This is a genomic window from Rhodoblastus sp. 17X3 (assembly GCF_030056575.1).
In the GTDB taxonomy this organism is placed as follows: Bacteria; Pseudomonadota; Alphaproteobacteria; order Rhizobiales; family Beijerinckiaceae; genus Rhodoblastus.
Window position 1 is genome coordinate 1 of sequence record NZ_JASHHX010000008.1, and the last position, 22,210, is coordinate 22,210.

Annotated in this window: 21 protein-coding genes; 6 read left to right on the forward strand and 15 right to left on the reverse strand. The window is 57.4% G+C overall.

Features of this window, described 5'->3' with window-relative positions; all coding sequences use genetic code 11:
• Positions 1-185 precede the first annotated feature (185 nt).
• Positions 186-872, forward strand: a complete 687-nt coding sequence (locus QM467_RS09395; protein ID WP_283366052.1) for an outer-membrane lipoprotein carrier protein LolA — start codon at positions 186-188, stop codon at positions 870-872.
• Positions 873-1,013: 141 nt separating this feature from the next.
• Positions 1,014-1,820, forward strand: a complete 807-nt coding sequence (xth, locus tag QM467_RS09400; RefSeq protein ID WP_283366053.1) for an exodeoxyribonuclease III — start codon at positions 1,014-1,016, stop codon at positions 1,818-1,820.
• 10 nt (positions 1,821-1,830) lie between these two features.
• Here the strand turns inward: xth and QM467_RS09405 are convergent, their stop codons facing one another.
• Positions 1,831-2,277, reverse strand: a complete 447-nt coding sequence (locus QM467_RS09405) for a cyclic nucleotide-binding domain-containing protein (protein WP_283366054.1) — start codon at positions 2,275-2,277, stop codon at positions 1,831-1,833.
• A gap of 21 nt (positions 2,278-2,298) precedes the next feature.
• Entirely contained in the window at positions 2,299-2,985 is a 687-nt protein-coding gene (locus QM467_RS09410) for a response regulator transcription factor (protein ID WP_283366055.1), read from the reverse strand.
• Here QM467_RS09410 and QM467_RS09415 point away from each other — a divergent pair.
• Complete coding sequence (locus QM467_RS09415; RefSeq protein ID WP_283366056.1) at positions 2,984-3,712, forward strand: L,D-transpeptidase family protein; 729 nt, start codon at positions 2,984-2,986, stop codon at positions 3,710-3,712. The two genes, QM467_RS09410 and QM467_RS09415, sit on opposite strands and share 2 nt — an antisense overlap.
• Here the strand turns inward: QM467_RS09415 and QM467_RS09420 are convergent.
• Positions 3,631-4,269 carry a YggS family pyridoxal phosphate-dependent enzyme gene (locus QM467_RS09420; protein ID WP_283366181.1) on the reverse strand — a complete coding sequence of 213 codons (639 nt, stop codon included), beginning with the start codon at positions 4,267-4,269 and terminating at the stop codon, positions 3,631-3,633. The genes QM467_RS09415 and QM467_RS09420 overlap by 82 nt on opposite strands.
• Before the next feature lie 305 nt (positions 4,270-4,574).
• Here QM467_RS09420 and leuS point away from each other — a divergent pair, with 305 nt between their 5' ends.
• From leuS to holA, 3 genes are read left to right on the forward strand one after another with little or no spacing between them, the layout of a single operon-like run.
• Positions 4,575-7,190: a leucine--tRNA ligase gene (gene leuS, locus QM467_RS09425; RefSeq protein ID WP_283366182.1), complete on the forward strand. Its 2,616-nt coding sequence runs from the start codon at positions 4,575-4,577 to the stop codon at positions 7,188-7,190.
• Positions 7,177-7,725 carry an LPS assembly lipoprotein LptE gene (gene lptE / locus QM467_RS09430; RefSeq protein ID WP_283366057.1) on the forward strand — a complete coding sequence of 183 codons (549 nt, stop codon included), beginning with the start codon at positions 7,177-7,179 and terminating at the stop codon, positions 7,723-7,725. The genes leuS and lptE overlap by 14 nt, the downstream gene beginning before the upstream one ends.
• Positions 7,725-8,771, forward strand: coding sequence for a DNA polymerase III subunit delta (gene holA, locus QM467_RS09435; protein ID WP_283366058.1), 1,047 nt, complete (start codon positions 7,725-7,727; stop codon positions 8,769-8,771). Before lptE ends, holA begins: the two co-directional genes overlap by 1 nt.
• A 32-nt stretch (positions 8,772-8,803) precedes the next feature.
• On the opposite strand, the gene QM467_RS09440 is transcribed toward holA, so the two are convergent.
• From QM467_RS09440 to QM467_RS09495, 12 genes are all read right to left on the reverse strand, one after another.
• Entirely contained in the window at positions 8,804-9,670 is an 867-nt protein-coding gene (locus QM467_RS09440) for a ParB/RepB/Spo0J family partition protein (RefSeq protein ID WP_283366059.1), read from the reverse strand.
• A gap of 73 nt (positions 9,671-9,743) precedes the next feature.
• The gene (locus tag QM467_RS09445; protein ID WP_283366183.1) at positions 9,744-10,562 is read right to left on the reverse strand and encodes a ParA family protein; all 819 of its coding nucleotides are present in this window, start codon (positions 10,560-10,562) and stop codon (positions 9,744-9,746) included.
• A gap of 10 nt (positions 10,563-10,572) precedes the next feature.
• Complete coding sequence (gene rsmG / locus QM467_RS09450; RefSeq protein ID WP_283366060.1) at positions 10,573-11,208, reverse strand: 16S rRNA (guanine(527)-N(7))-methyltransferase RsmG; 636 nt, start codon at positions 11,206-11,208, stop codon at positions 10,573-10,575.
• Positions 11,209-11,212: 4 nt separating this feature from the next.
• Positions 11,213-13,099 (reverse strand): tRNA uridine-5-carboxymethylaminomethyl(34) synthesis enzyme MnmG, encoded by a 1,887-nt coding sequence (gene mnmG / locus QM467_RS09455; RefSeq protein ID WP_283366184.1) that lies wholly within the window; start codon positions 13,097-13,099, stop codon positions 11,213-11,215.
• A 12-nt stretch (positions 13,100-13,111) separates the two neighbouring features.
• Complete coding sequence (gene mnmE, locus QM467_RS09460; RefSeq protein ID WP_283366061.1) at positions 13,112-14,491, reverse strand: tRNA uridine-5-carboxymethylaminomethyl(34) synthesis GTPase MnmE; 1,380 nt, start codon at positions 14,489-14,491, stop codon at positions 13,112-13,114.
• 50 nt (positions 14,492-14,541) lie between these two features.
• Positions 14,542-15,846 carry a transcription termination factor Rho gene (rho, locus tag QM467_RS09465; RefSeq protein WP_283366062.1) on the reverse strand — a complete coding sequence of 435 codons (1,305 nt, stop codon included), beginning with the start codon at positions 15,844-15,846 and terminating at the stop codon, positions 14,542-14,544.
• 238 nt (positions 15,847-16,084) lie between these two features.
• Complete coding sequence (gene cobU, locus QM467_RS09470) at positions 16,085-16,621, reverse strand: bifunctional adenosylcobinamide kinase/adenosylcobinamide-phosphate guanylyltransferase (protein WP_283366063.1); 537 nt, start codon at positions 16,619-16,621, stop codon at positions 16,085-16,087.
• Positions 16,622-16,649: 28 nt separating this feature from the next.
• On the reverse strand, positions 16,650-18,119 hold the full coding sequence (dnaA, locus tag QM467_RS09475) for a chromosomal replication initiator protein DnaA (RefSeq protein ID WP_283366064.1): 1,470 nt from the start codon (positions 18,117-18,119) through the stop codon (positions 16,650-16,652).
• Positions 18,120-18,907: 788 nt separating this feature from the next.
• Positions 18,908-19,627, reverse strand: coding sequence for a DNA polymerase III subunit epsilon (dnaQ, locus tag QM467_RS09480; protein WP_283366065.1), 720 nt, complete (start codon positions 19,625-19,627; stop codon positions 18,908-18,910).
• Between the two features lie 36 nt (positions 19,628-19,663).
• Positions 19,664-20,254, reverse strand: a complete 591-nt coding sequence (coaE, locus tag QM467_RS09485) for a dephospho-CoA kinase (protein ID WP_283366066.1) — start codon at positions 20,252-20,254, stop codon at positions 19,664-19,666.
• Positions 20,251-21,105: a shikimate dehydrogenase gene (locus tag QM467_RS09490; RefSeq protein WP_283366067.1), complete on the reverse strand. Its 855-nt coding sequence runs from the start codon at positions 21,103-21,105 to the stop codon at positions 20,251-20,253. Before QM467_RS09490 ends, coaE begins: the two co-directional genes overlap by 4 nt.
• Positions 21,106-21,121: 16 nt before the next feature.
• The gene (locus QM467_RS09495; protein WP_283366068.1) at positions 21,122-21,955 is read right to left on the reverse strand and encodes a pyruvate, water dikinase regulatory protein; all 834 of its coding nucleotides are present in this window, start codon (positions 21,953-21,955) and stop codon (positions 21,122-21,124) included.
• Positions 21,956-22,210 lie beyond the last annotated feature (255 nt).

A 22,210-nucleotide genomic window follows, 5' to 3' on the forward strand; every position in this document is an offset into this window, starting at 1 on the left:
TGGCGGCGTGGATCGTGGCGCGTTCGATATCGAGGATTAAACCCTCCGCATTGCCGCCACAGGAAGGGTCTAGATGCTTGGCGCCGCCATTGGCGACGTCGCGGCTTGGAATTCCCTGACATGATGGCAAGGACGCCAGACATGACGCCAATCAAATTACATTCGGACAAGAGGCGAAAAGCAAAATGAAGCGCGGCACCATGTTGTTTTTCGGCGCTCTGGCGACATCTGCGTTGATGAGCGGCGCCTTCGCGCAAAAGCTTCCCGCGCCGGAAAAAAAGCCATCTGCGAAATCCGCCGAAGCGCCGAAATCGGCGCCTGATCCGGTCGATTCGCAAACGGCAATCCAGATGGCGAATGACTATTTCAACGCCGCGCAGGTCATGACCGCCGATTTCGTGCAGGTCGGCGCCGACGGACGGCGTTCGGAAGGCAAACTCTATGTCCTGAAGCCCGGACGCCTCCGCTTCGAATATGCCTTGCCCGCGACAATGGAAATTATCGCCGACGGAGTTTCAGTGGCGATTCGCGATCGCAAGCTCCAGACCCAACAGCTTTATTTTATCAACCAGACCCCCCTCAAATTTCTCCTGAAGGACGAGCTCAATTTGAAAAAGGACGTCAAGATAACTGGCGTCTCGTCCGACCCGAAATCGACGACCATCACGATCGAGGACAGCGCCACCTTCGGCGGCTCGTCGACAATCAAGCTCAATTTCGACCGCAAGGCCTTCGCCTTGCAACAATGGGAAGTCACAGACCCTCAGGGCTACCAAACTCTGGTCACGCTGCATAACATCGACCTGAAGTCGGTTCCGGATCGCGGTCTTTTTCGTATCCCCCCGACGTCTTTCTGGCCCATGCAGAACTGATTCGTCGCCTAGCGTTGTTTCACGTGAAATGAGGCGACCGCGCTTTGCGAAGGGCGATTCAGCATCGCGCCTTGATTCCTTGCCGGTTCTTGGGCTTAGTCGCACAGCCGCGCACCAATTGCGCCGCCACGGGGTGACGACGTGAACCTGAAAATTACGACCTGGAACATCAATTCCGTTCGGCTGCGGATCGCCCAGGTTGGCGCCTTCCTGCGCGATCACCAGCCCGATATTCTTTGCCTTCAGGAAACAAAATGCCGGGATACCGAATTCCCGACCGCCGATATTCGTAAGTTCGGCTACGAGCACATCGCGATCAATGGACAGAAGGGTTACCATGGCGTCGCCATTATCTCGCGCCTGCCGCTGAGCAATATTGATCGAAAGGCCTTTTGCGAGATGGGCGATGCGCGGCATATCTCTGCCGCGATCGAAATCGCAAACCGCCCGGTCCGGATCGACAATCTTTATGTTCCGGCTGGCGGCGACGAGCCGGACCCGGTGATAAACCCCAAATTCGCGCACAAGCTCTCGTTTTTGGACGAAATGTCCCATTGGATCGACAAGGAATCCTTCGCGAAGGAATCGTCGATTCTGGTCGGCGATCTCAATATCGCGCCGCACGAGAATGACGTCTGGAGCCACAAGGCGCTGTTGCCGGTGGTCAGCCACACGCCGATCGAGACCGACAAGTTGAAATCCCTCATTGCGCAGGGATCATGGATCGACACGCTGCGTCATTTCACTCCGATGGAGGAAAAGCTCTACACTTGGTGGAGCTATCGCGCCCAGGACTGGTCCAAGGCGAACAAGGGACGCCGTCTCGACCATATCTGGGCGTCGCCGGCGCTGGAGCCGCATCTCGAAGGAATCGACATCCTGCGGGAAGCACGCGGGTGGGAGCGGCCATCCGATCATGTTCCGGTGAGTCTGCGTCTGCGTTTCTGACGCCTGGCCGTCACAAGGCCCGCCGGGCCTTGTCCAACTCTTGCCCGAAATTCTCGATTTCCTGGCGGACGGCTTCTCTCGCCCGCCTCGCGCTTTCGGGAAACTCTTCCAGCACGCGACGAATCAGGGAACGCGGAAGCTTGAGCGTCGTCGCGTTTTCGCGGGCGATGGCGGTCGAGGGCTGAACGGTTGGCGCGAGCAATGCCAATTCCCCGATCAGGGCGCCCGGACCGACAATTTTGCCATTGTCCATTGTGCCGTGTCCGAGATCGAGCATGATCGACCCGGACAGTACGAGAAAGCCGCCATCCGAGACGTCGCCATTGCGAAAAACCACGTCGCCGGCGCCAAATTTCACGGGTTCCGCAGCAAATGCAATGAGCTTCAGCGCCTCCGGCTCAAAAGCCGAGAAGATCGGAAGGCGAGCGAGCGCTTTGACATCGCTTTCCAAAGACATGACGTTTCCCCAAGATAGCCATCATACCGCGAGGCGATAACCGCCGGCGTCCGTCAGCAGCAGCCGCGCGCTCGCGGGATCCGGCTCGATCTTCTGCCTGAGGCGATAGATATGTGTTTCCAACGTATGGGTCGTGACGTTGGAATTATAACCCCACACGTCGCGGAGGAGATCCTCCCGGGAAACAACAATCCCCTTCGCCCTGTTCAGATATTGCAGGATCGCCGTTTCCTTTTCGGTCAACCGCAGCTTTTCGCCATTCCCGCCGATCAGCAGCTTCGCGCTCGGCTGGAATTGATAGGACCCGATCTGGAAGGTCGCGTCTTCGCTGAATTCGTGCTGGCGCAAATGGGCGCGAATACGGGCGAGCAGAACCGCGAAGCGAAAGGGCTTGCTGACGTAATCATTGGCGCCCGAATCAAATCCGGAAACAATATCGTTTTCCGAATCATGTCCCGTCAGCAGAATAATCGGCTTTTGGAATCCTTCGGCGCGCAGGCGTTTCACGGCGTCGCGCCCATCGCCATCCGGCAGTCCGACGTCCATAATGATCAAGTCGAGCGGCTCTTTGCGAGCGACGGCAAGCGCCTGGGCGACATCCGCGGCCTCGGACGCGATAAATTCGTGGTGGACGGTCAATTGCTCGACCAAAGAGAGGCGCAAAAGGGCATCGTCGTCGACAATCAAAATCCGGCGGACTTGCGACATGAACGATCCTGTTACCCGCGCACATGCTAGCTGGAAGGCCAACCGGGTTGAAAAGGGCGAAATTCCGACAATGCGGAAAGAATCTACGCTGTATCTTAAGCTTCGTCAAAAGCAGGACGTCTTTTGCACACGTGGCGCAGCCCAAATTTCGTGCGCTTTCGTTCGCCAATTGCCTCGGCTGCCTGGTCGCCCACCGTTGGGACTCGTCAGAATCGGCGCGCAGGCGCTTTTTTGCGCGCTCGGTCGAAACGGCGTCGGCGTCAAGCGTCACGAGGGTGATTCGATAACGCCGATCGGCCGCTTTCGAATCACACGATGGATGCGGCGACCCGATCGCTGGACCAGCTTCCGAGCAGATTGTCGTGCGATTTCAAAGGCCGATGGCTGGTGCGACGATCCGCGTTCGTTCGGCTATAACCGCGCGGTCCGCTTGCCGGTCCCCTTTAGCGCGGAGACGCTCTGGCGTGACGACGGGCTTTACGACATCCTCGGCGTGATCAATTTCAATCAGCGGCCTCGCGTCATCGGACGCGGCAGCGCCATTTTCATGCATATCGCTCAGGACGGCTATCGCCCCACCGCCGGCTGCATCGCCCTCGCCGCCGAGGATTTCAGAAAAATACAATTTCGTCTGGGATCTGCGCCTCAAATCGTCGTCGGCGATATTTTCATCCGACGATCGCCGAAAATCGCCGAACCAACTCGGACCTTCGTGGCGCCCATTTGAATGGCCAGTTCGAAATCGTCGCTCATTCCCATCGACAGCTCCTTCAACTGAAACTCCCTCGCCAGTTGATTGAGCAGCGCAAAATGAGGCGACGCCAGTTGATCAACCGGCGGAATACACATCAGGCCGTCAATCTCCAATAGTGTCCGTTCGCGGCAGAACGACAGCAGCGCGCCAAGTTCGCGCGGCGCGACCCCCGCCTTCTGAGGCTCCTCCCCTGTATTGACCTGAACATATAGCTGCGGCGTCTTGCCGCTCTCCCGCATCGCAGCATCAATCGCCGCGGCGATTTTCGGCCGATCGATCGTTTCGATGACGTCGAACAGCGCGACGGCCTCGGCAGCCTTGTTCGATTGCAGCGGCCCGATGAGGTGCAGCGTTATGCCGGGATAGAGGGCGCGAAGTTGCGGCCATTTTTCCTTGGCCTCCTGGACGCGGTTTTCCCCGAAGACCTTTTGCCCGGCGGCGAGGAGAGGAAGGATGTCTTCCGCGCCGAAATTCTTGGAAACGCAGACCAGCTCGACGGAATTTTCCGAACGGCCAACGTCCCGGCACATGCGCTGGATGCGCGTACGGATAGTTTGCAGGCCGGCGAGGGCTGGGCTCGCAACAGATTCTTTTTCCACGGGATCTCCCTTTATCGCTGTGAACCATGCCGGCCGCGCCGCGCCATTCGAGCCGCCAAATTTCGCATTTCGTCGCTCGCTCATGCGTTGCAGGCGTCAGGTCTAGAAAGGGAATCCACCGGAATCAAGCCGGCTGCGCCACTTGTCTGTTTCGCCCTGCTAAACAAATTGACCATCGCCCGGAAATCATGCTCATTGCAGGCAATTTCCGATGTCGCGCGAGAATTGAAATGACGATGCGGTCTGAGCGTTACAACGCTCGTGAAGTCGAGTCGAAATGGCAGAATATCTGGCAGGAACGGCAGACGTTTGAAACCCGGAACGACGATCCGCGACCAAAATATTACGTCCTCGAAATGTTTCCCTATCCCTCGGGACGCATTCACATGGGCCATGTCCGCAATTATGCGATGGGCGACGTCGTCGCGCGCGTGATGCGGGCGAAGGGCTTTAGCGTCCTGCACCCCATGGGCTGGGACGCGTTCGGCATGCCCGCCGAGAACGCCGCGCGGCTTAACCGCTCGCACCCCGCGACCTGGACCTACGCAAATATCGCCACCATGCGGAAACAGTTGCAAAGCATGGGGCTGTCGATAGACTGGAAGCGTGAAATCGCGACCTGCGATCCCTCCTATTACAAGCATCAGCAGTCGATGTTCCTCGATATGCTGGGCAAGGGCCTGGTTTACCGCAAGAACGCCAAGGTGAACTGGGATCCCGTCGACCAGACTGTTCTAGCCAATGAACAGGTGATCGACGGCCGCGGCTGGCGCTCGAACGCCCTGGTCGAGCAGCGCGAATTGACGCAGTGGTTTTTCAACATTACCGCCTTTTCCGAGGACCTTCTGGACTCTCTGGACACCCTGAAGCGGTGGCCGGAAAAGGTGCGCCTGATGCAGAAGAACTGGATTGGCCGGTCGGAGGGAGCTCTGGTCCGCTTCGCCGTCGCGCAGCCCGCTCCAGCATCCGAGATCGAGGTCTATACGACGCGCCCGGACACCCTGTTCGGAGCGAAATTCATCGCGCTTTCCCCCGATCACCCACTTGCCCTGCAACTCGCCGAAGGCAACCCGAACCTTGGCGCCTTCATCGAAGATTGCCGCCGGATGGGAACATCGGTCGCGGCCCTCGAAACGGCCGAAAAGAAGGGTTTCGATACCGGATTGCGTGCGGTCCATCCCTTCGATCTCCAATGGTCGATTCCAGTCTATGTCGCGAATTTCGTCCTCATGGACTACGGAACCGGCGCCGTCTTCGGCTGTCCGGCCCATGATCAGCGCGACTTCGAATTCGCTCGCGCCTATGGCCTCGGCCATACCATCGTCGTCTGCCCTGAGGGCGCGGACCCGGCGACCTATCGGCTGACCGACGCCGCCTATGAAGGCGACGGCCGGATGATCAATTCCCGCTTCCTCGACGGCAAGACGCCAAAGGAAGCGCAGGACGAGGCCATTCGCCGCCTCGAATCCGAAATGCTCGATGGCCGCCCGCGCGCCCAGCGCAAGGTCAATTTCAAATTGCGCGACTGGGGCGTTTCCCGCCAACGCTATTGGGGCTGCCCGATTCCGATCATTCATTGCGAGACCTGCGGCGTCGTTCCCGCGTCGAAGGACAGTCTGCCGATCACCCTTCCCGCGGATGTCTCCTTCGACATTCCGGGCAATCCGCTCGACCGTCATCCGATCTGGAAGAATGTCGATTGTCCGCAATGCGGCCGCCCGGCGCGGCGCGAAACCGATACGATGGACACTTTTGTCGATTCCTCCTGGTATTTCGCCCGCTTTACCGATCCGAACAACGAAACCGCGCCGACCACGCCTGCCATTGTCGACCACTGGCTCCCTGTCGACCAATATATTGGCGGCATCGAGCACGCGATTCTGCATCTGCTTTATTCGCGTTTCTTCACCCGCGCCATGAAGGAGACCGGCCATGTTGGCGTCAAGGAACCGTTCGCCGGTCTGTTCACGCAGGGCATGGTCGTCCATGAAACCTATCGCGCCGCTGATGGCGCATGGCTTTCGCCAACTGAAATCCGCTTCGACGCTGACGGCTCGGGACGTCGCGCCTTTGCGCTGAGCGATGGCCAGCCGATCGCGATCGGCGCGATCGAGAAGATGTCGAAATCGAAACGCAACACCATCGATCCCGACGACATCATCGGAACCTACGGAGCCGACACCGCGCGCTGGTTCATGCTGTCCGACTCCCCGCCGGATCGAGACGTCATCTGGACCGAGGAAGGCGTTCAGGGCGCGGCCAAATTCGTCCAGCGCCTTTGGCGGTTGATCGGCGACATCGCCGATTTCAGCCGCAACGCGGGGAAAGTGACAAGCTATGGCGAATTCGCGCAAAGCATTCGGCGAGCGGCGCATGGCAGCCTGGTGAAGGTCGAAGAGGACCTTGAACGCCTTCGCTTCAACCGTTGCGTCGCCCAGGTCTATGACCTGACGAACCAATTGACGGCGCTGCTCAATTCGATCGACAAAGTCGCCATCGACGACGATATCCGCGCCGCTTTTAACGAATCTGGAAAGATTCTCGTTCACCTTTTCGCGCCAATGATGCCTCACCTGGGTGAAGAATGCTGGGCGGAACTGGGCGAGGCAACGCCCATTGCCGAATCGCCCTGGCCCAAGGCCGATCATTCTCTTGTCGTGGATAACGTGCTAATGCTTCCGGTGCAGGTGAACGGAAAAAAACGCGCGGATCTGACGATCGCCCGTGACGCGACTTCGAACGAGATCGAAGCGGCAGTGTTGAACCTGGATGTTGTCCAACGTGCTCTGGAAGGCCGGACGCCGAAAAAGATCATCGTCGTGCCGCAAAGGATCGTCAATGTTGTCGTCTGATCAGCCCGTTGCGCCCAAGGCCCGTAAAGCCGTCAAGGCTTGCGGATTTGCCGTACTTCTTTCTTTTGGCCTGTCCGGCTGCGTCGAACCCCTCTATGGCCCCAAGATCGGCGGCGTCTCGATTGTCCCCGATATGCAGGCGATCAAGGTCGAGCCGATTCCGGATCGCATCGGTCACTACCTTGAAAACGAGCTGATCTTCGCACTCAACGGCACAGGGTCTTCCCCCACGCCGAAATATCGGCTGGTGGTGACTGTTCGGGAACGGCTCAGCACGCCGATTGTCAACACCGTCACGGGCGAGGCGCAAGCCGGCGACGTCAATATCGACGCCGATTACCGGCTCTATCCGATCGCTGGCGGGGGCGAACCGATCGCAAGCGGCAACGTCACCCAATTCGTTGTTTATGACCGCTCCAGCCAGCGGCTGTCGAATGTCCGCGCCGCACGCGACGCCGAGATTCGCAACGCCAAGGTGCTCGCCGATCAAATCCGCACGCGCATCGCAGCTGCACTGGCGACGCGCGGCTCCTGATGGCCGCCATCGCGCATAGGGACGCCGACCGCTATATCGAGCGGCCCGACCGTGCGCATTTTCTCTTTCTCGTTTTCGGCGCCGATCAGGGACTGATCTCCGAACGATCGCGACGATTGCTCGCTTCCATCGCCACAAATGGACGCCAGGCGCAGAACATTATCGATCTTTCGGGCGACGCGATTGCGCAGGACCCGCTTATCCTGGTCGATGAAGCGCATTCCATCGGCCTTTTCGATGGGCCGTCCCGCGAAATCCGAGTCATGCTCGGCGGAAAATCGATTTTGCCCGCGCTCGAGATGATCGAGCGCTCGCCGCCGACATCAAGCACCATCGTTCTCATCGCTGGCGACCTGAAGCGCGACGCCCAAATACGCAAGTGGATTGAAAGGCAGCCTTTCGCGGCCTCTATCGAATGTTCGCTGGACGACGCCCGGGACATCCAGCGCCTGCTGGACGCCGAACTGAAGCGGGCGAACCTCACCATCGAACCCGAGGCGCGGGAAATCCTGTCGGAAATACTCGGCGATGATCGGATGTCGACCAGATCGGAGATCGACAAACTGCTGCTCTATGCCAAGGACCAGAGCACGGTCACCGTCGAGCATGTCCATGACATTCTCCTCGACGCAACCGCGGTGAATCTCGACGCTCTGCTCTCAGGAACCTTTACCGGTCGCCCCGAGCGGATCATCGAGGCCTCAAGCAAACTGTCGCTCGCAGATCTGGACGTGAACAGGCTCTTCGCCGCGGCATTGCGCTATGCGCTCGCGATCCATCGCGCCCGCGCCGAAATCGAGAGCGGCGCCTCGCCGGATGAGGCGCTCCAGATCCTGCTCCGTCTCATCAATGGCTTCAAAAGGAAATCAGAGGTGACGACTGAACTCCGGCAAGCGCAATCGGCAAAGACGGTCGATTTCGTCAACGCGATTTACGTCGCGATCAAGGACCTTCGTCAGAATAACATTCTCGGCGATGAGCGCTTTTCGCGCCTTATGCTTGCCATGGCTCGCTCGATGCAAAACGCTAACCGCAAAAGAGCCTGATCTTTCCGGCCTTTCGCAAGTTTAATAAATCGTTAGCCCTGCAAGCGTTTGCATAACAAGTCCAATTGCTCCATCGATTTGTAATGAATGCGAACATCTCCCGCATCATTTTTATGCGAAATCTTGACCCCGAGCCCGAGCAAGTCGCCCAGCAACTTTTCCAGAGCCCGCGTGTCCGAATCCTGTTCAGCCCTCGCCCTCGGCTTTTTCGGCGCCTCTCCCGCGTCTTCCTGCGCAAGACGCTCGACGTCCCGAACGGTAAGCCCTTCCTCGACGATCCGGGCCGCGACTTTTTCGGGATGCGAAACGGACAACAAGGCGCGCGCATGGCCTGCTGAGATCTGCCCATTGACGAGATAACCCTGGGCCTCTTCCGGCAACTTGAGCAGTCGCAACGTATTCGCGACGTGGCTCCGGCTCTTGCCGATGATCTTGGCCAGATCCTGTTGGCTATAGGAAAACTCCTCCGTCAACCGTTCATAACCCCGCGCTTCCTCCAAGGCGTTGAGATCGGCGCGCTGAACGTTCTCGACAATCGCGATTTCAAGCGATTGCTGGTCATCTGCCTCGATGATGACGATCGGAACTTCGTGCAACCCCGCCCGCTGCGCTGCACGCCACCGTCGTTCGCCGGCGATGATCTCGTACACGTTGATGAGGCCCCGGATCGTCCGCACAAGGATTGGCTGAACAATCCCGCGCTCGCGTATTGAATCCGCAAGTTCCTGGAGATCGCCCTCATTGAAACTCTGTCGAGGATTTCGCGGGTTCGGCCGCAAGAACTCAATCGGCGCCTTGGCCGGCTTCTGCTGCTCTGCGAACTCGGCGTCACTCACTCCGACATCGCCAATCAAGGCGGCCAAGCCACGGCCCAAACGCGATCTTGCTTCTTCAGCCATGAAAACCCCCATCTCGCGCGACGAAGGTTAAAAACACCTCGCCCGAGAATTCTGCACCCGATTACGAACGCCCTTACGCCGCCCGCAAATTCCGCTCGCGCTGAATAACCTCTGAAGCCAGCTTTAAATAGGCTTGCGACCCGCTGCACTTCAGATCGTAAAGCAACACAGGCTTGCCATGCGACGGCGCCTCGGAAACGCGGACGTTCCGCGGAATAACCGTCTCATAAACCTTGTCGCCGAGAAAGGCTCGCACATCGGCCACGACCTGCGCCGCGAGGTTATTCCGGGAATCGAACATTGTCAGGACGATCCCATGAATGGACAATTGGGGGTTCAATCCCTTCTTGACCTGCTCGACAGTCGACAGGAGCTGCGACAAACCCTCGAGCGCGAAAAATTCACATTGCAATGGCACAAGAACGGCGTCGCTCGCCGCCAATGCATTGATGGTCAGCAAATTCAGCGACGGCGGACAGTCGACTAGGACATAGGTAATCCGATCGCCATTCGGCAATGCGCCCCTACCGGCCAAAGCCCGCAACGCGTTTCGTAGCCTGAAATTGCGCTCTTTTTGATCCGCAATTGCAAGTTCGACGCCCAAGAGGTCCAGAGTTGATGGAGCAACATATAGGCGGGGCACGGAAGTAGGCCGGATCGCGGCGTCCAGCGCGCGCTCCCCCATCATCACGTCAAAAGTCGAGATGGTCCGCTGCTTCCGATCAATGCCCAGGCCGGTCGACGCATTGCCTTGCGGGTCGAGATCTATGATCAGAACGGTTTCGCCGATGGCCGCCAAAGCCGTACCAAGATTGATGGCCGTCGTGGTCTTGCCGACCCCGCCTTTTTGATTGGCCAGTACAAGGACGCGCATCTGATCATCATTTTTCATAGCCACACCCTTAAACGCGATTCGTTCGAGAGTCATGCGCCCGAACAACAACAATACTACCACCTGGTTCAGTGCGGCTTGCGACAATCTGGATATCCAAACTATTATTCGGCGGTAAATCGGTCAATTCAGCCGACAGCCCTCTCCCCTTTAAAAACAGCCCTGTCGCGCCCTTAACCAGCGCCGGCCATGCATATTCCACAAGAAGGGGCAAAGGCGCCAAAGCCCGCGCGGAAATGACGTCGAAATCGGTCTGTTCGCAAAGCTTTGGAAGGATGGATTCGATCCGCCCGACATGGATATCGACATCGATCCCTGTTTCACGTGAAACCTCACGCAAGAAAGCGACCTTTCGCTTATCCGATTCGATCAGATGAACCCGGCCCGCGCTCCCCTTCGTCATGGCGATCACGAGGCCCGGAAATCCGCCGCCGGACCCGAGATCAACCCATTCGGCCCATCCCCCCGCGAGTTCAGCCAGTTGATACGAATCCTCGAAATGACGCGTCCACAGGTCAGCCAATGTGGACGGACCGATCAGATTGATCTTGGGCTGCCACTTGCCGATCAAGGAGGCGTAGATTTCAAGCTTGGATTTCATCTCCGGCGTGAGCAGAGCCAAACCGTTCGAGCGTGAAGCGGTCATGGCGTCAACCCGTAAGCACCGCCCCTGGCTGACCGCGCTTACGCTGCCACGCCAGGATCAAGGTTAGCGCCGCAGGAGTGATCCCCTCGATCCTGGCCGCATGACCAAGACTTTCGGGCATTCCCGCTTTCAGTTTTGCGCGCGCTTCGTTCGAAAGCCCAACGACCGAATCATAGTCGATATCTGGCCCGAGCCGCACGGCCTCATCGCGCTTAAGCGCGGTGACGGCAGATGACTGTCGGTCGAGATAGACCGCGTATTTTGCGTCGATCTCCACCTGCTCACGGACCTTCGGTCCATATTGGCTCAGCTCCGGCCAGACTCGAATGAGATGATCGAAGGTGACGTCCGGATAGGAAAGGATTGCGAAGGCCGCCCGGCGCACGCCGTCTCGATTCAGTTTCACGCCATATTTCGCGGCGTCCGATGGCGCCAGATCAAGCGACTGCAACCTGCCCGTCAGAGCCTCGAGTTCGCTCAGCCGTTCCCCAAAAAGCCTGCGCCGAGCCGACCCGACGCAGCCGATATCGTCGCCTTTCCTCGTCAGCCGCAAATCCGCGTTATCGCAGCGCAAGGACAGCCGGAATTCCGCGCGCGAGGTGAACATGCGGTAGGGCTCGGATACACCCTGCGTGACCAGATCATCGATCATCACGCCAAGATAAGCTTCGGTGCGATCAAATATGACTTCTCCGGATCCTCCAGCGAGGGCGGCCGCATTGAGTCCAGCGACCAATCCTTGCGCGGCTGCTTCTTCATATCCGGTGGTTCCGTTGATCTGGCCTGCCAGAAACAGTCCCGGGAATTTCTTGACTTCGAGCGTCGATTTGAGTTCGCGCGGATCGACATAATCATATTCCACGGCGTAACCCGGCCGAATCACATCGACATTCTCAAGCCCCGGAATGGTCCGAAGAAACTCCTCCTGGACATCCGCCGGAAGAGAGGTCGAAATGCCATTCGGATAGATGGTGTCGTCGTCCAGGCCCTCGGGTTCGAGAAAAATCTGATGACTATCCCGTTCCCCAAATCGAACGATTTTATCCTCGATCGACGGGCAATAGCGCGGGCCACGACCCGAAATCTGTCCGGAATAAATCGGCGCCCGATCCAGATTGCGGCGGATCACGTCGTGGCTAGCCTGCGTCGTGTGGGTTATCGCGCAGGCGACCTGGCGATTCCTGCAAGACGTCGTGAAGGCTGAAAAGAATTCAGGATTGGCGTCGCCCTCCTGTTGCTCCAACTCGTTCCACCGAATCGAGCCGCGCCGCAACCGTGGCGGCGTACCGGTCTTCAAGCGCCCGAGACGAATGCCCCGTGCGGCAAGGCCGTCGCTCAGATGCAAAGCGGGAGCGTCCCCGATGCGACCTGCTGGCTTTGTCTCCGGTCCGATATGAATGCATCCATTCAGGAAGGTTCCGCTCGCGATTACGAAGGCTTTTGCGGAAATTGTCTTCCCCTCTTCCAGATGCAATTTGATCCGTCCGGAGCCTACGATCTCCTCGATCCCGATCGCAGCGCCTTCGGCCAAATCGAGATTTTCGGTCGCCTTAAGCAGGTGGCCGACAGCGGCTTTATAAAGTTTCCGATCGGCCTGGGCGCGGGGCCCGCGAACTGCCGGACCCTTCGACCGGTTCAGCAGTCGGAACTGAATGCCCGCTTCATCCGCGGCGCGGCCCATGATTCCGTCCAGCGCGTCGACCTCGCGAACAAGGTGGCCTTTCCCCAGCCCCCCGATCGCCGGATTGCAGGACATTTCGCCAATGGTCGAAAATTTATGCGTCAACAGCAAGGTATGAGCGCCGCAACGCGCGGCAGCCGCCGCCGCTTCACACCCGGCGTGACCACCGCCGATGACGACGACATCATAATGCGAAGCATCGTGGATCATGACCACACTCATTCATTTTCCGATACAAAAGCGGGCGAACAAGCTGTCCAGTATATCTTCGACACCGACCTTGCCGATCAGTTCCTCAAGCGCAAAACACGCGCGACGAAGATCTTCAGCAAGGATCTCCAAGGGTAAATTCATCCGCCCGGCATCGGCCAAGGCGTCCAGCGCGCGATCGATCGCGTTCCTCTGCCGTGCATTCGCCACGACGAGGGAGCCGGCAACCGTCATATTTTCATTGGCGAAAACTTGCAAGCGATCCATCAGGAATCCAAGATTAAGGCCCGTCTTCACCGAAAGATCGAAAGACTTCTCGTCCCGCCCGCCCGGAAATTCGCAACTGACAAGTTCCGACGACAGATCGGCCTTGGTCGCAATGCGCCATAACGGACGCTGAAGCAACTCCGCGGGCGGCTCGATTTGATTCGCCCTCGGAGCCAGCCAAAGTACAAGATCCGCGCTTCGTGATTTTGTCAGCGCGCGGTGAATCCCTTCGCGTTCGATTGGGTCTTCGCTCTCACGAATGCCAGCAGTATCGATCACATTGACCGGAAAGCCGCCAAGATCGAGTTTGACTTCGATCAGGTCACGGGTCGTTCCCGCATATTCCGAGACAATGGCGGCTTCGCGTTTGGCTAGAGCATTGAGCAGACTTGATTTTCCCGCATTGGGAGGGCCCGCAATCAGCACCGAAAGCCCTTCCCTGATGAGTTCCGCGCGTTCGTGGGTGGACCTCAAAGATTGGAGCTGCTGTCGAACTTCAGGAATTCGCTCCTGAACCTGGTTCGTAACGTCGTGAGGGCGATCGCCTTCATCCGAGAAATCGAGTTCTGTTTCGACCAGAACCATGAGATCGAGCACCCGACCGCGCAACTGACCAATCGCCTCCTGCAAAACTCCGGAAGCAGCGATTGTCGCCAGACGGCGCTGCTGCTCCGTCTCGGCGTCGATCAAGTCAGCCAAGGCTTCCGCACCGACCAGATCCAGCTTGCCGTTGGCCAAGGCCCGGCGAGCAAATTCACCGGGCAGCGCCATCCTCGTTTCCCCGAATGTCGCCAAGACATCAAGCATCGCCCTAACGACGGCCCGGGAGCCGTGAATCTGCAATTCGACACAGTCTTCGCCGGTGAAACTGCGCGGCGCAGGAAACCACAGAACGACGGCCTTATCCAGGATCTCAGCGGTGTGCGGATTTCTGATCGGACGCAAGGTCGCAACACGCGGCGAGGGCGCGGCTCCAGCGACGGAACCCAAGATTTCTAAAGCCTTGTGGCCCGAAATGCGAATGATGGCGACGGCCGATTTGCCTGCACCTGACGCCAGTGCGTAGATGGTCGCACTGTGTTCGCATCCGGGACTCATAAGGAACCTCCAAATCAAATCGACCATGTTTCACGTGAAACATGGTCGATCAAGTTCTCTAATAATGAATAGCTCGCTCAGGTGTTCATGGAGTCGAAAAACGTCGCATTGCCTTTCGGCGTTTCACGCAACTTCCCGAGCAGGAACTCAATAGCGTCCACAGTGCCCATCGGGTTCAGGATGCGGCGGAGAACATACATCTTCTTGAGAATGTCGGCCGGCACCAGGAGTTCTTCCTTACGCGTACCGGACCTGGTGATGTCGATCGCGGGAAAGACACGCTTGTCGGCGACCTTGCGGTCGAGAATAATCTCTGAATTGCCGGTGCCCTTGAATTCCTCGAAAATAACTTCGTCCATGCGCGATCCGGTCTCAATGAGCGCGGTCGCGATGATCGTCAGCGATCCGCCCTCTTCGATGTTTCGGGCCGCACCAAAAAACCGTTTCGGCCTTTGCAGGGCGTTGGCGTCGACGCCGCCCGTCAGCACCTTGCCGGAAGATGGCACGACGGTGTTATAGGCGCGACCCAAACGCGTGATCGAATCCAGAAGGATGACGACGTCGCGACCATGCTCCACCAAGCGCTTCGCCTTTTCGATTACCATTTCCGCGACCTGGACGTGGCGAACCGCCGGCTCGTCGAAAGTGGATGACACGACCTCGCCCTTTACGGAGCGCTGCATGTCCGTGACTTCCTCCGGGCGCTCATCGATCAACAGGACGATAAGATAGCATTCCGGATGATTGGTCGTGATCGACTGCGCAATATTCTGCAGGATGACCGTCTTGCCGGTACGTGGCGGAGCAACGATGAGTGCGCGCTGGCCCTTTCCGATAGGCGCGACAATATCAATGACCCGAGCGGAGAAATCCCTTTTCGTCGGATCCTCGATTTCAAGCTTCAAGCGCTGGTTCGGATAGAGCGGCGTCAGGTTGTCGAAATGAACCTTGTGGCGAACCTTCTCCGGATCTTCGAAATTAATCAAATTCACTTTGAGCAGAGCGAAATAGCGCTCGCCCTCCTTCGGACTCCGAATGAGCCCTTCGACCGTATCGCCGGTGCGCAAACCAAACCTGCGGATTTGCGAAGGCGAGACATAAATATCGTCCGGCCCCGCAAGATAATTTGCATCGGGCGCGCGCAAGAAGCCAAAGCCATCCTGAAGCACTTCGACGACGCCCTCGCCGACGATCTCAATTTCCCGAGACGCCAGCTGCTTCAAAATCGCAAACATCAATTCCTGTTTGCGCATGATCGAAGCATTCTCGACCTCATGCTCTTCAGCAAAGGCGAGCAGATCCGTCGGGGATTTCGCCTTCAGATCCTGAAGCTTGATTTCACGCTTCCGGCTTTCCGCGCCGGCTTTATCAATATCTGTCATGGCGCGATGCGCTCTTCTGATCGTGTTGGGAATATTCAATCATCGACGCGATCCGCGCCCCTTGTCATCGCGCCAATCGTGCGCTGCTGGACAAGTGATTGCTTTGAGGAGAGGAGGCAAGCCTATCCACTTTAGCCGTCCTCGTAAAGTCTATCTTCGAGACAATCCGAAAATATCCCTCGGTTCCGTCGCTAGACCTTGGCCCCGGCCAGATACGTTCGGAGGCCCGAGAATAGGTTCAAGCTTTAGATTTCAGCACGAGGGGCAATCCCGCGGCGACGAAGGTGACCTGCTCGCAAGCAGCCGCTAGAGTTTGATTCATTCGCCCATGACTGTCCCGGAACGCGCGGCCGAGCGATGTCTCGGGAACGAGACCCATTCCCAGCTCATTCGAAACGAGGACCAGCGGCAACGGCTTCTCTTTGACCAAAGCGGCAAGTTTTGCCACTTCGCTCGCATGATCGATCTCTCTTAACAGCAAATTGGATAGCCAGATCGTCAGGCAATCGACGACGACGATGCGGTCGGGTCGGGAAATCTGGTCCAGGACTCCGGCAAGATCGATGGGCTCTTCCCAGACCTGCCAGGTTTCATCACGTTCAGCGCGATGCAGCGCGATCCGCTGTTCCATTTCCGGATCAAAGGCTTCCGCGGTGGCGACCATCCATTTTTCAAGTCGGGAATCGGTCGCCAGCTTCAATCCAAAGGCCGTTTTCCCGGATCTGGCGCCTCCGAGCACCAGATGCGTCCGCCATTCCATGGTGGTCTCAGCCATCTCAACGCAACTCTATGACTTGAACGTCTCAATCGCTCAACAGGCGCTTCAATAATTCCAGTTCCTGATTAAGTCCGGAATCCTTTGAAACCAAATCCTCGATTTTGCGAACCGCATGCAAGACGGTCGTGTGATCCCGGCCGCCAAAACGCCGACCGATCTCCGGCAAGGATCGCAGAGTCATGGTCTTGGCCAGATACATCGCAATTTGTCGCGGGCGCACGACATTCGCCGTGCGTCGCGACGACAGGATATCCGCCCGGCTCACATTAAAATGCGTCGCCACGAGCTTCTGAATATCTTCGATCTTCACCCGCTTGGGTTCGCGGACCCGGATCAGGTCGCGGATCGCGGCTTCGGCGGCCTCGATGGTCAAGGACGCGCCCGCAAGGATCGTATGAGCCAAGAGGCGATTGACCGCGCCATCCAGATCGCGACCATTGGTGTCGATGGAGCGGGCCACCATTGCTACGACCGCGTTTGTGACCTCAAATCCCGGCTGAGCGGTGCGCGCATTTTCGATCCGAGCTTCCAGAATACGCATGCGCAGGCCTTCGTCGAGCGGCTGCATTTCAACGCATAGGCCACCCGAAAAGCGCGACCGCACGCGCTCGTCCAGATTCTCCAGCTCGTTCGGCGCACGATCGCCGGCGATGACGACCTGCTTGCCGGAATCGATCAGCGCGTTCAGCGTATGGCAGAATTCATGCTGGATGGTCTTACCCTGCAGGAACTGGACATCGTCGATCACCAGCAGATCAATCGACCGCAATTTCTCCTTAAAGCCAATGGAGTTCTGGGACTTCAGCGCCGAAACGAAGCCATACATGAACTTCTCGGCCGTGAGGTAGATCACCCTGCGGCCCGCTTCCAGGCCGGCGTGTCCGATCGCCTGAATCAAATGGGTTTTTCCAAGTCCCACATTTGAAAAGATGTAGAGCGGGTTGAACATGGCGCCCACGCCGGGATTGATCGTCGCGACCTGTTGCGCCGCCGCATAGGCCAGCTGGTTCGAGGGACCCACCAGGAAATTTGCGAAGTTAAGCCGACGATCGAGACTGGAGCCTTCGATCCCCTCTATGACCCTGCGAGCCGGAGTTGGTCCGTCCGACCGCACATCCTCGCTCGAATTTTCATGTCCCAAGCCGACGCGGGCGCCTTCAATCGCCTGACGCTCGCTTGCAGCACGGATGGCATTCCGCGCCGTCGCCCTCAAATTGAGCACGATATCACGGACTTCGGGAACTTCCTGAACCACGACAGCCCGCAATTTTTCAAGATAATGGGCGTGAATCCAGCTCTTCAAGAATTTGGTCGGAACGGACAGATAGGCGACTTCGTTCACGACCTCGTCGAGCTCAAGACATTTGAACCAGGAGGAATAGACGGCGTCGCCGACCTCCGATTTGAAACGGGCGCAAAATCTGACCCAAATTTCCGAGGTCGGCTTTGCATTCCGCTCTTCGGGGATGTTCATCTGAATTTGGGCCTTCGACATTTTTTCTCTTCTTCAGGCAATGGTTCGCCCTTTCGCGCCGGAGCGAAAGACGCGACGTCCGATATGGCTGGATGTATTGAACGAGTGTTGGGATGTCTAATCCAACCGAGCCTCAAGCACCCGGAGGATACCAGGCTTCTCGATCAGGAATAAAAGACATCATGCTCTGACCCGCCGAACTGCAGTTAAGACGCGCTCGAAGGAGTCGCACTGATAAAAAGCTGAATCTGCAATATCATCATGCCCCCCTTGCGCCTAAATCCCGCTTCGGTCTGTTTCTCTCGTATCACGTAATAAGAACACATAATACCTATATTCTCATCCGAATATAAGTTATGTTATTACTTAATACAAATCAGATATAGTTCGTTATTTGCTATCTCTGGTCCCGTTATATTTTATGCTTGGTCATTTATGAAGCTTTCGACATCGGGCTTTCCGTGACAGCCAAGAAACCATACACAGGGCGTCCGAGCTAGGCAATGCCTCCAGAGCCAGATTCACGAATCCAAATGGACCTCTCAGCGAGCCGGCAGACACCGAAAATGCATTTCGCTTGAGAACAAGGCGAGTCCGAGCAAAGCTGTTCATGCATCGCAAAATCCACCCGAAAAAAACCATTATCAAATTTGCGATTCGGACCAAACGCTCCAGCTTGTCAAGATCACGCCGCAGCGGCGTGGCGACGGCTTTATAAATAAGCTTTTGTTTTTATGTGAGCTTCTCTGACCGGCCTTGAACCTGTCATAAATTTTTATCGTTCGGTTTCCTGGAACCCCAAAGCTGCGTCACTCTGCCACAGCTTCGCCAACATTCACCGGATCGCGATAGCGGCGCCAAAATGGATTCGCTCCCAGAGTCTCGATGAGCGTCGAATGGCTTGCCTCGCTGGTCTCCGTCACACGGCTGGGCAATGGCCGCGGTCTTTCCGTCATTCCGCCCGTGAATTCTGCCTTTCGGATTTCCTTTCGAACTTGCAAGGACAAGGACGTCTGGCGGCCGCCGCGGAGCTCAATATAGACCTCCGCCAGAATCTCGGCGTCGATCAACGCGCCGTGCTTGACCCGGCGGCTTCGATCGACGCCATAACGCGTGCAAAGCGCATCCAGAGAATTCGACGCCCCCGGATGTTTTTTCCGCGCAAGCGCCAAAGTGTCGACAACCCTTTCGCCCGAGATTGGCGGTCGACCGATCTTCTGCAGTTCGCAATTAATGAATTTCAGGTCGAATTCCGCGTTATGGGCGACGATCGGATCGTCGCCGACGAAATCCATGAATTGATCGACGATGCCACTGAATACTGGCTTATCGGCGACCATATCGAAAGATATGCCATGAACTCTGAAGGCTGAATCCGGGATATCTCTTTCTGGATTGATGTAACAATGAAAATTATTCGTCGTCACAGAGCCATTGAGGAGTTCAATTGCCGCAATCTCAATTATCCTGTCCCCAGCTTGCGCATCGAGCCCAGTGGTTTCCGTGTCTAAAATGATCTCTCGTGACATACCGTGCTGATCACCCTTCGATAAGAACCGGCGTCCTTATCGATCTGTCTGTCGAAGCGCAGCAATCAGCAGATGCGTCTGCCGCCGCGCCGATTCAATTCCGTCGTCTGAACTTATCATGAAATGGGACCGCTGACGTTTTTCCGCGTCGGGAACCTGCCGACGCAAGATGGCGAAAAACTTATCCTCGTTCATCATGGGACGCGACAAAACGCGCCGCTTTTGTTCGCCGAATGAAGCGGACACGACGACGACCGCATCAACGTCTCGCCATGCCTTTGTTTCAAACAGAAGGGGGATATCGACCACGGCCAGAGCCGAACCTTTTTGTTGTTCCCGGCGCAGAAAGTCGGCCCGGGCGGAGGCGACCTGCGGATGGATGATCCGCTCGAGTTCCGTCATGGCGTCGGGATCGTTCAGCACCAGACGCCCAAGAATGTCTCGTTGGATCTCGCCATCGCGGACAGCTTCCGGGAAGCGCGCTTGCACGGCCTCGAATGCGCTGCCACGATAGAGATCATGCACACATTTGTCGGCGTCGAAAACCGCAACGCCCTGGTCGCGAAACAATTCCGCCGTGGTGGACTTTCCCATCCCGATCGAGCCAGTAAGCCCCAGCACGATCATGTATGCGCCTGCTGCAAATCCGCGATGATCAGATCGCGCAGATCCGGCGTCACTTCGGGTCGAACCCCGAACCAGCGTTCAAATCCCGGCGCCGCCTGGTGCAGAAGCATCCCCAGGCCCGACGAAATCCTGTGACCCCGTCGCTTTGCATTTGCCAGCAGATCCGTTTCAAGCGGCGCATAGACGATGTCGCTGACGACGGCATTTTGCCGCAATCCATCTAGATCGATTGCGAGCTTCGGTTGCCCGGTCATCCCCAAGGACGTCGTATTGACCAGCAGCGCCTCGCCATTCAGCGCGCCCGGCTCGTCATTCAAAAATTGCGTCCAAACACGCCGGAAGCCCCAGCCCTCGGCCTCTGCCGCCAATTTCAACATCCGATCGGCTGATCGATTCAATAATTTGACTTCGGGAATCCCGCGCGCGGCCAAGCCGACCAGAATAGCCCGGGCCGCGCCTCCGGCGCCGATGACCGCCGCCCTTTCGCAATCTTCATTCCAATCCGGCGTTTCGGCGTCAAGATTGGCCAGGAATCCGCCGACGTCCGTATTATCGCCGCACAGCCGGCGGCCCTCGCGCCAAAGCGTGTTCACTGCGCCAATCCGCCGCGCCATTTCCGTGACGGTCGCGCAGGCTGCAAAGGCCCGCTCTTTATGGGGCAACGTGATATTGCCGCCGCAATAGCCGAAACGGTCCATTTCAGACAGAAAAGCATCGAGCTGATCTGGCGGGATTTCCAATTTCACATAGGAGCCCTGGATATCGTATTTCGACAGCCAATAATTATGAATGAGGGGAGATCGACTATGTTTTATAGGAAATCCAATGACAAAAGCCTTGTTGTCGCTCATAGCGGTCCCCGATACTTCAAGAGCTAGCTATGAATTTCATTGAATGAACGCGGTAAAGATCCATGATCGCCGCCGCTGTCTCCTCGATCGAGCGCCGGGATACGTCGATTGTAGGCCAACCGCGTTCTGAAAAAAGTCTCCGCGATCGACTGATTTCGTCGGCGACCGAAGTCCTGTCGACATAAGAGGAGTCCTGGGTCGCATTGAGCGCCAGCAACCTGTTCTGCCGAATTTGCACAATCCGCTCCGGCGAGGCGAAAAGTCCAATGACCAATGGTTTTCGCACGTTTTCCATCACGGATGGAAGCGGCACGCCGGGAACGAGCGGAATATTCGCGGTCTTGACGCCACGATTGGCCAGATAAATGCTCGTCGGGGTCTTTGAAGTCCGGCTGACGCCAAGAAGAACGACGTCGGCGCTCTCCAGGTCTTCGGCCATCTGCCCATCGTCATGCATCATGGTGTAATTCAAAGCTTCGATACGCTTGAAATATTCGGAGTTCAAAACATGCTGGGCGCCCGGTCGCGGGGCCGAGGCAGGACCGAGATAGGACTGAAAAAGCCCCAATATTGGAGCAAGGACGGAAAGCGCCGGCGAACCGGCGTCCGCACAGGCTTTCTCGAGCCTTTCAGCAAGTTCTGAATCCACCAAAGTGAAGAGCACGATCCCGGGCGAGGACTGGATTCCGGCGATGACTCGCTCCAGTTGCTCGTGATTGCGGATCAAAGGGTAGATATGTTCGATCGACGCGATGCCCTGATATTGCGCGGCGGCGGCCCGACTCACGGCGATAAGGGTCTCTCCCGTCGAGTCAGACACCAGATGAAGGTGAAAATAGTTTCTGGTCACAGCGCGCCTGGTTCGTTGTCAACGAGACACAATCCGTAATCCGACCCCACGCGACAGGCAAGGCTTGTTGAAGCCTGTGAATATCCGTTCAAATGCGACCAAAATATCGCACCTCGCATTCCGGCGACGCCATTCCTTTAGAATTTATTAACCGGCGTCAATCTGTCATCAAAAATCCTCACCCCTGTCCAAAATAATGGGAATTACGGGTATAATTCCGGCGGAACGCCTCTGCGGCCGGCTCGGGGAAGCAGA

Excerpts from the sequence above, each read along its gene's own strand:
- cobU (WP_283366063.1), bottom strand. The coding sequence starts at position 16,621 with ATGGCTGAGACCACCATGGAATGGCGGACGCATCTGGTGCTCGGAGGC.
- dnaQ (WP_283366065.1), bottom strand. The coding sequence starts at position 19,627 with ATGTCACGAGAGATCATTTTAGACACGGAAACCACTGGGCTCGATGCG.
- QM467_RS09420 (WP_283366181.1), bottom strand. The coding sequence starts at position 4,269 with ATGTGCCGGGACGTTGGCCGTTCGGAAAATTCCGTCGAGCTGGTCTGC.
- QM467_RS09405 (WP_283366054.1), bottom strand. The coding sequence starts at position 2,277 with ATGTCTTTGGAAAGCGATGTCAAAGCGCTCGCTCGCCTTCCGATCTTC.
- rho (WP_283366062.1), bottom strand. The coding sequence starts at position 15,846 with ATGACAGATATTGATAAAGCCGGCGCGGAAAGCCGGAAGCGTGAAATC.
- dnaA (WP_283366064.1), bottom strand. The coding sequence starts at position 18,119 with ATGTCGAAGGCCCAAATTCAGATGAACATCCCCGAAGAGCGGAATGCA.
- QM467_RS09415 (WP_283366056.1), top strand. The coding sequence starts at position 2,984 with ATGAACGATCCTGTTACCCGCGCACATGCTAGCTGGAAGGCCAACCGG.
- holA (WP_283366058.1), top strand. The coding sequence starts at position 7,725 with ATGGCCGCCATCGCGCATAGGGACGCCGACCGCTATATCGAGCGGCCC.
- leuS (WP_283366182.1), top strand. The coding sequence starts at position 4,575 with ATGCGGTCTGAGCGTTACAACGCTCGTGAAGTCGAGTCGAAATGGCAG.
- QM467_RS09490 (WP_283366067.1), bottom strand. The coding sequence starts at position 21,105 with ATGAGCGACAACAAGGCTTTTGTCATTGGATTTCCTATAAAACATAGT.
- QM467_RS09410 (WP_283366055.1), bottom strand. The coding sequence starts at position 2,985 with ATGTCGCAAGTCCGCCGGATTTTGATTGTCGACGACGATGCCCTTTTG.
- coaE (WP_283366066.1), bottom strand. The coding sequence starts at position 20,254 with ATGATCGTGCTGGGGCTTACTGGCTCGATCGGGATGGGAAAGTCCACC.
- mnmG (WP_283366184.1), bottom strand. The coding sequence starts at position 13,099 with ATGATCCACGATGCTTCGCATTATGATGTCGTCGTCATCGGCGGTGGT.
- lptE (WP_283366057.1), top strand. The coding sequence starts at position 7,177 with ATGTTGTCGTCTGATCAGCCCGTTGCGCCCAAGGCCCGTAAAGCCGTC.
- mnmE (WP_283366061.1), bottom strand. The coding sequence starts at position 14,491 with ATGGTCGATTTGATTTGGAGGTTCCTTATGAGTCCCGGATGCGAACAC.
- rsmG (WP_283366060.1), bottom strand. The coding sequence starts at position 11,208 with ATGACCGCTTCACGCTCGAACGGTTTGGCTCTGCTCACGCCGGAGATG.
- QM467_RS09445 (WP_283366183.1), bottom strand. The coding sequence starts at position 10,562 with ATGAAAAATGATGATCAGATGCGCGTCCTTGTACTGGCCAATCAAAAA.
- QM467_RS09395 (WP_283366052.1), top strand. The coding sequence starts at position 186 with ATGAAGCGCGGCACCATGTTGTTTTTCGGCGCTCTGGCGACATCTGCG.
- QM467_RS09440 (WP_283366059.1), bottom strand. The coding sequence starts at position 9,670 with ATGGCTGAAGAAGCAAGATCGCGTTTGGGCCGTGGCTTGGCCGCCTTG.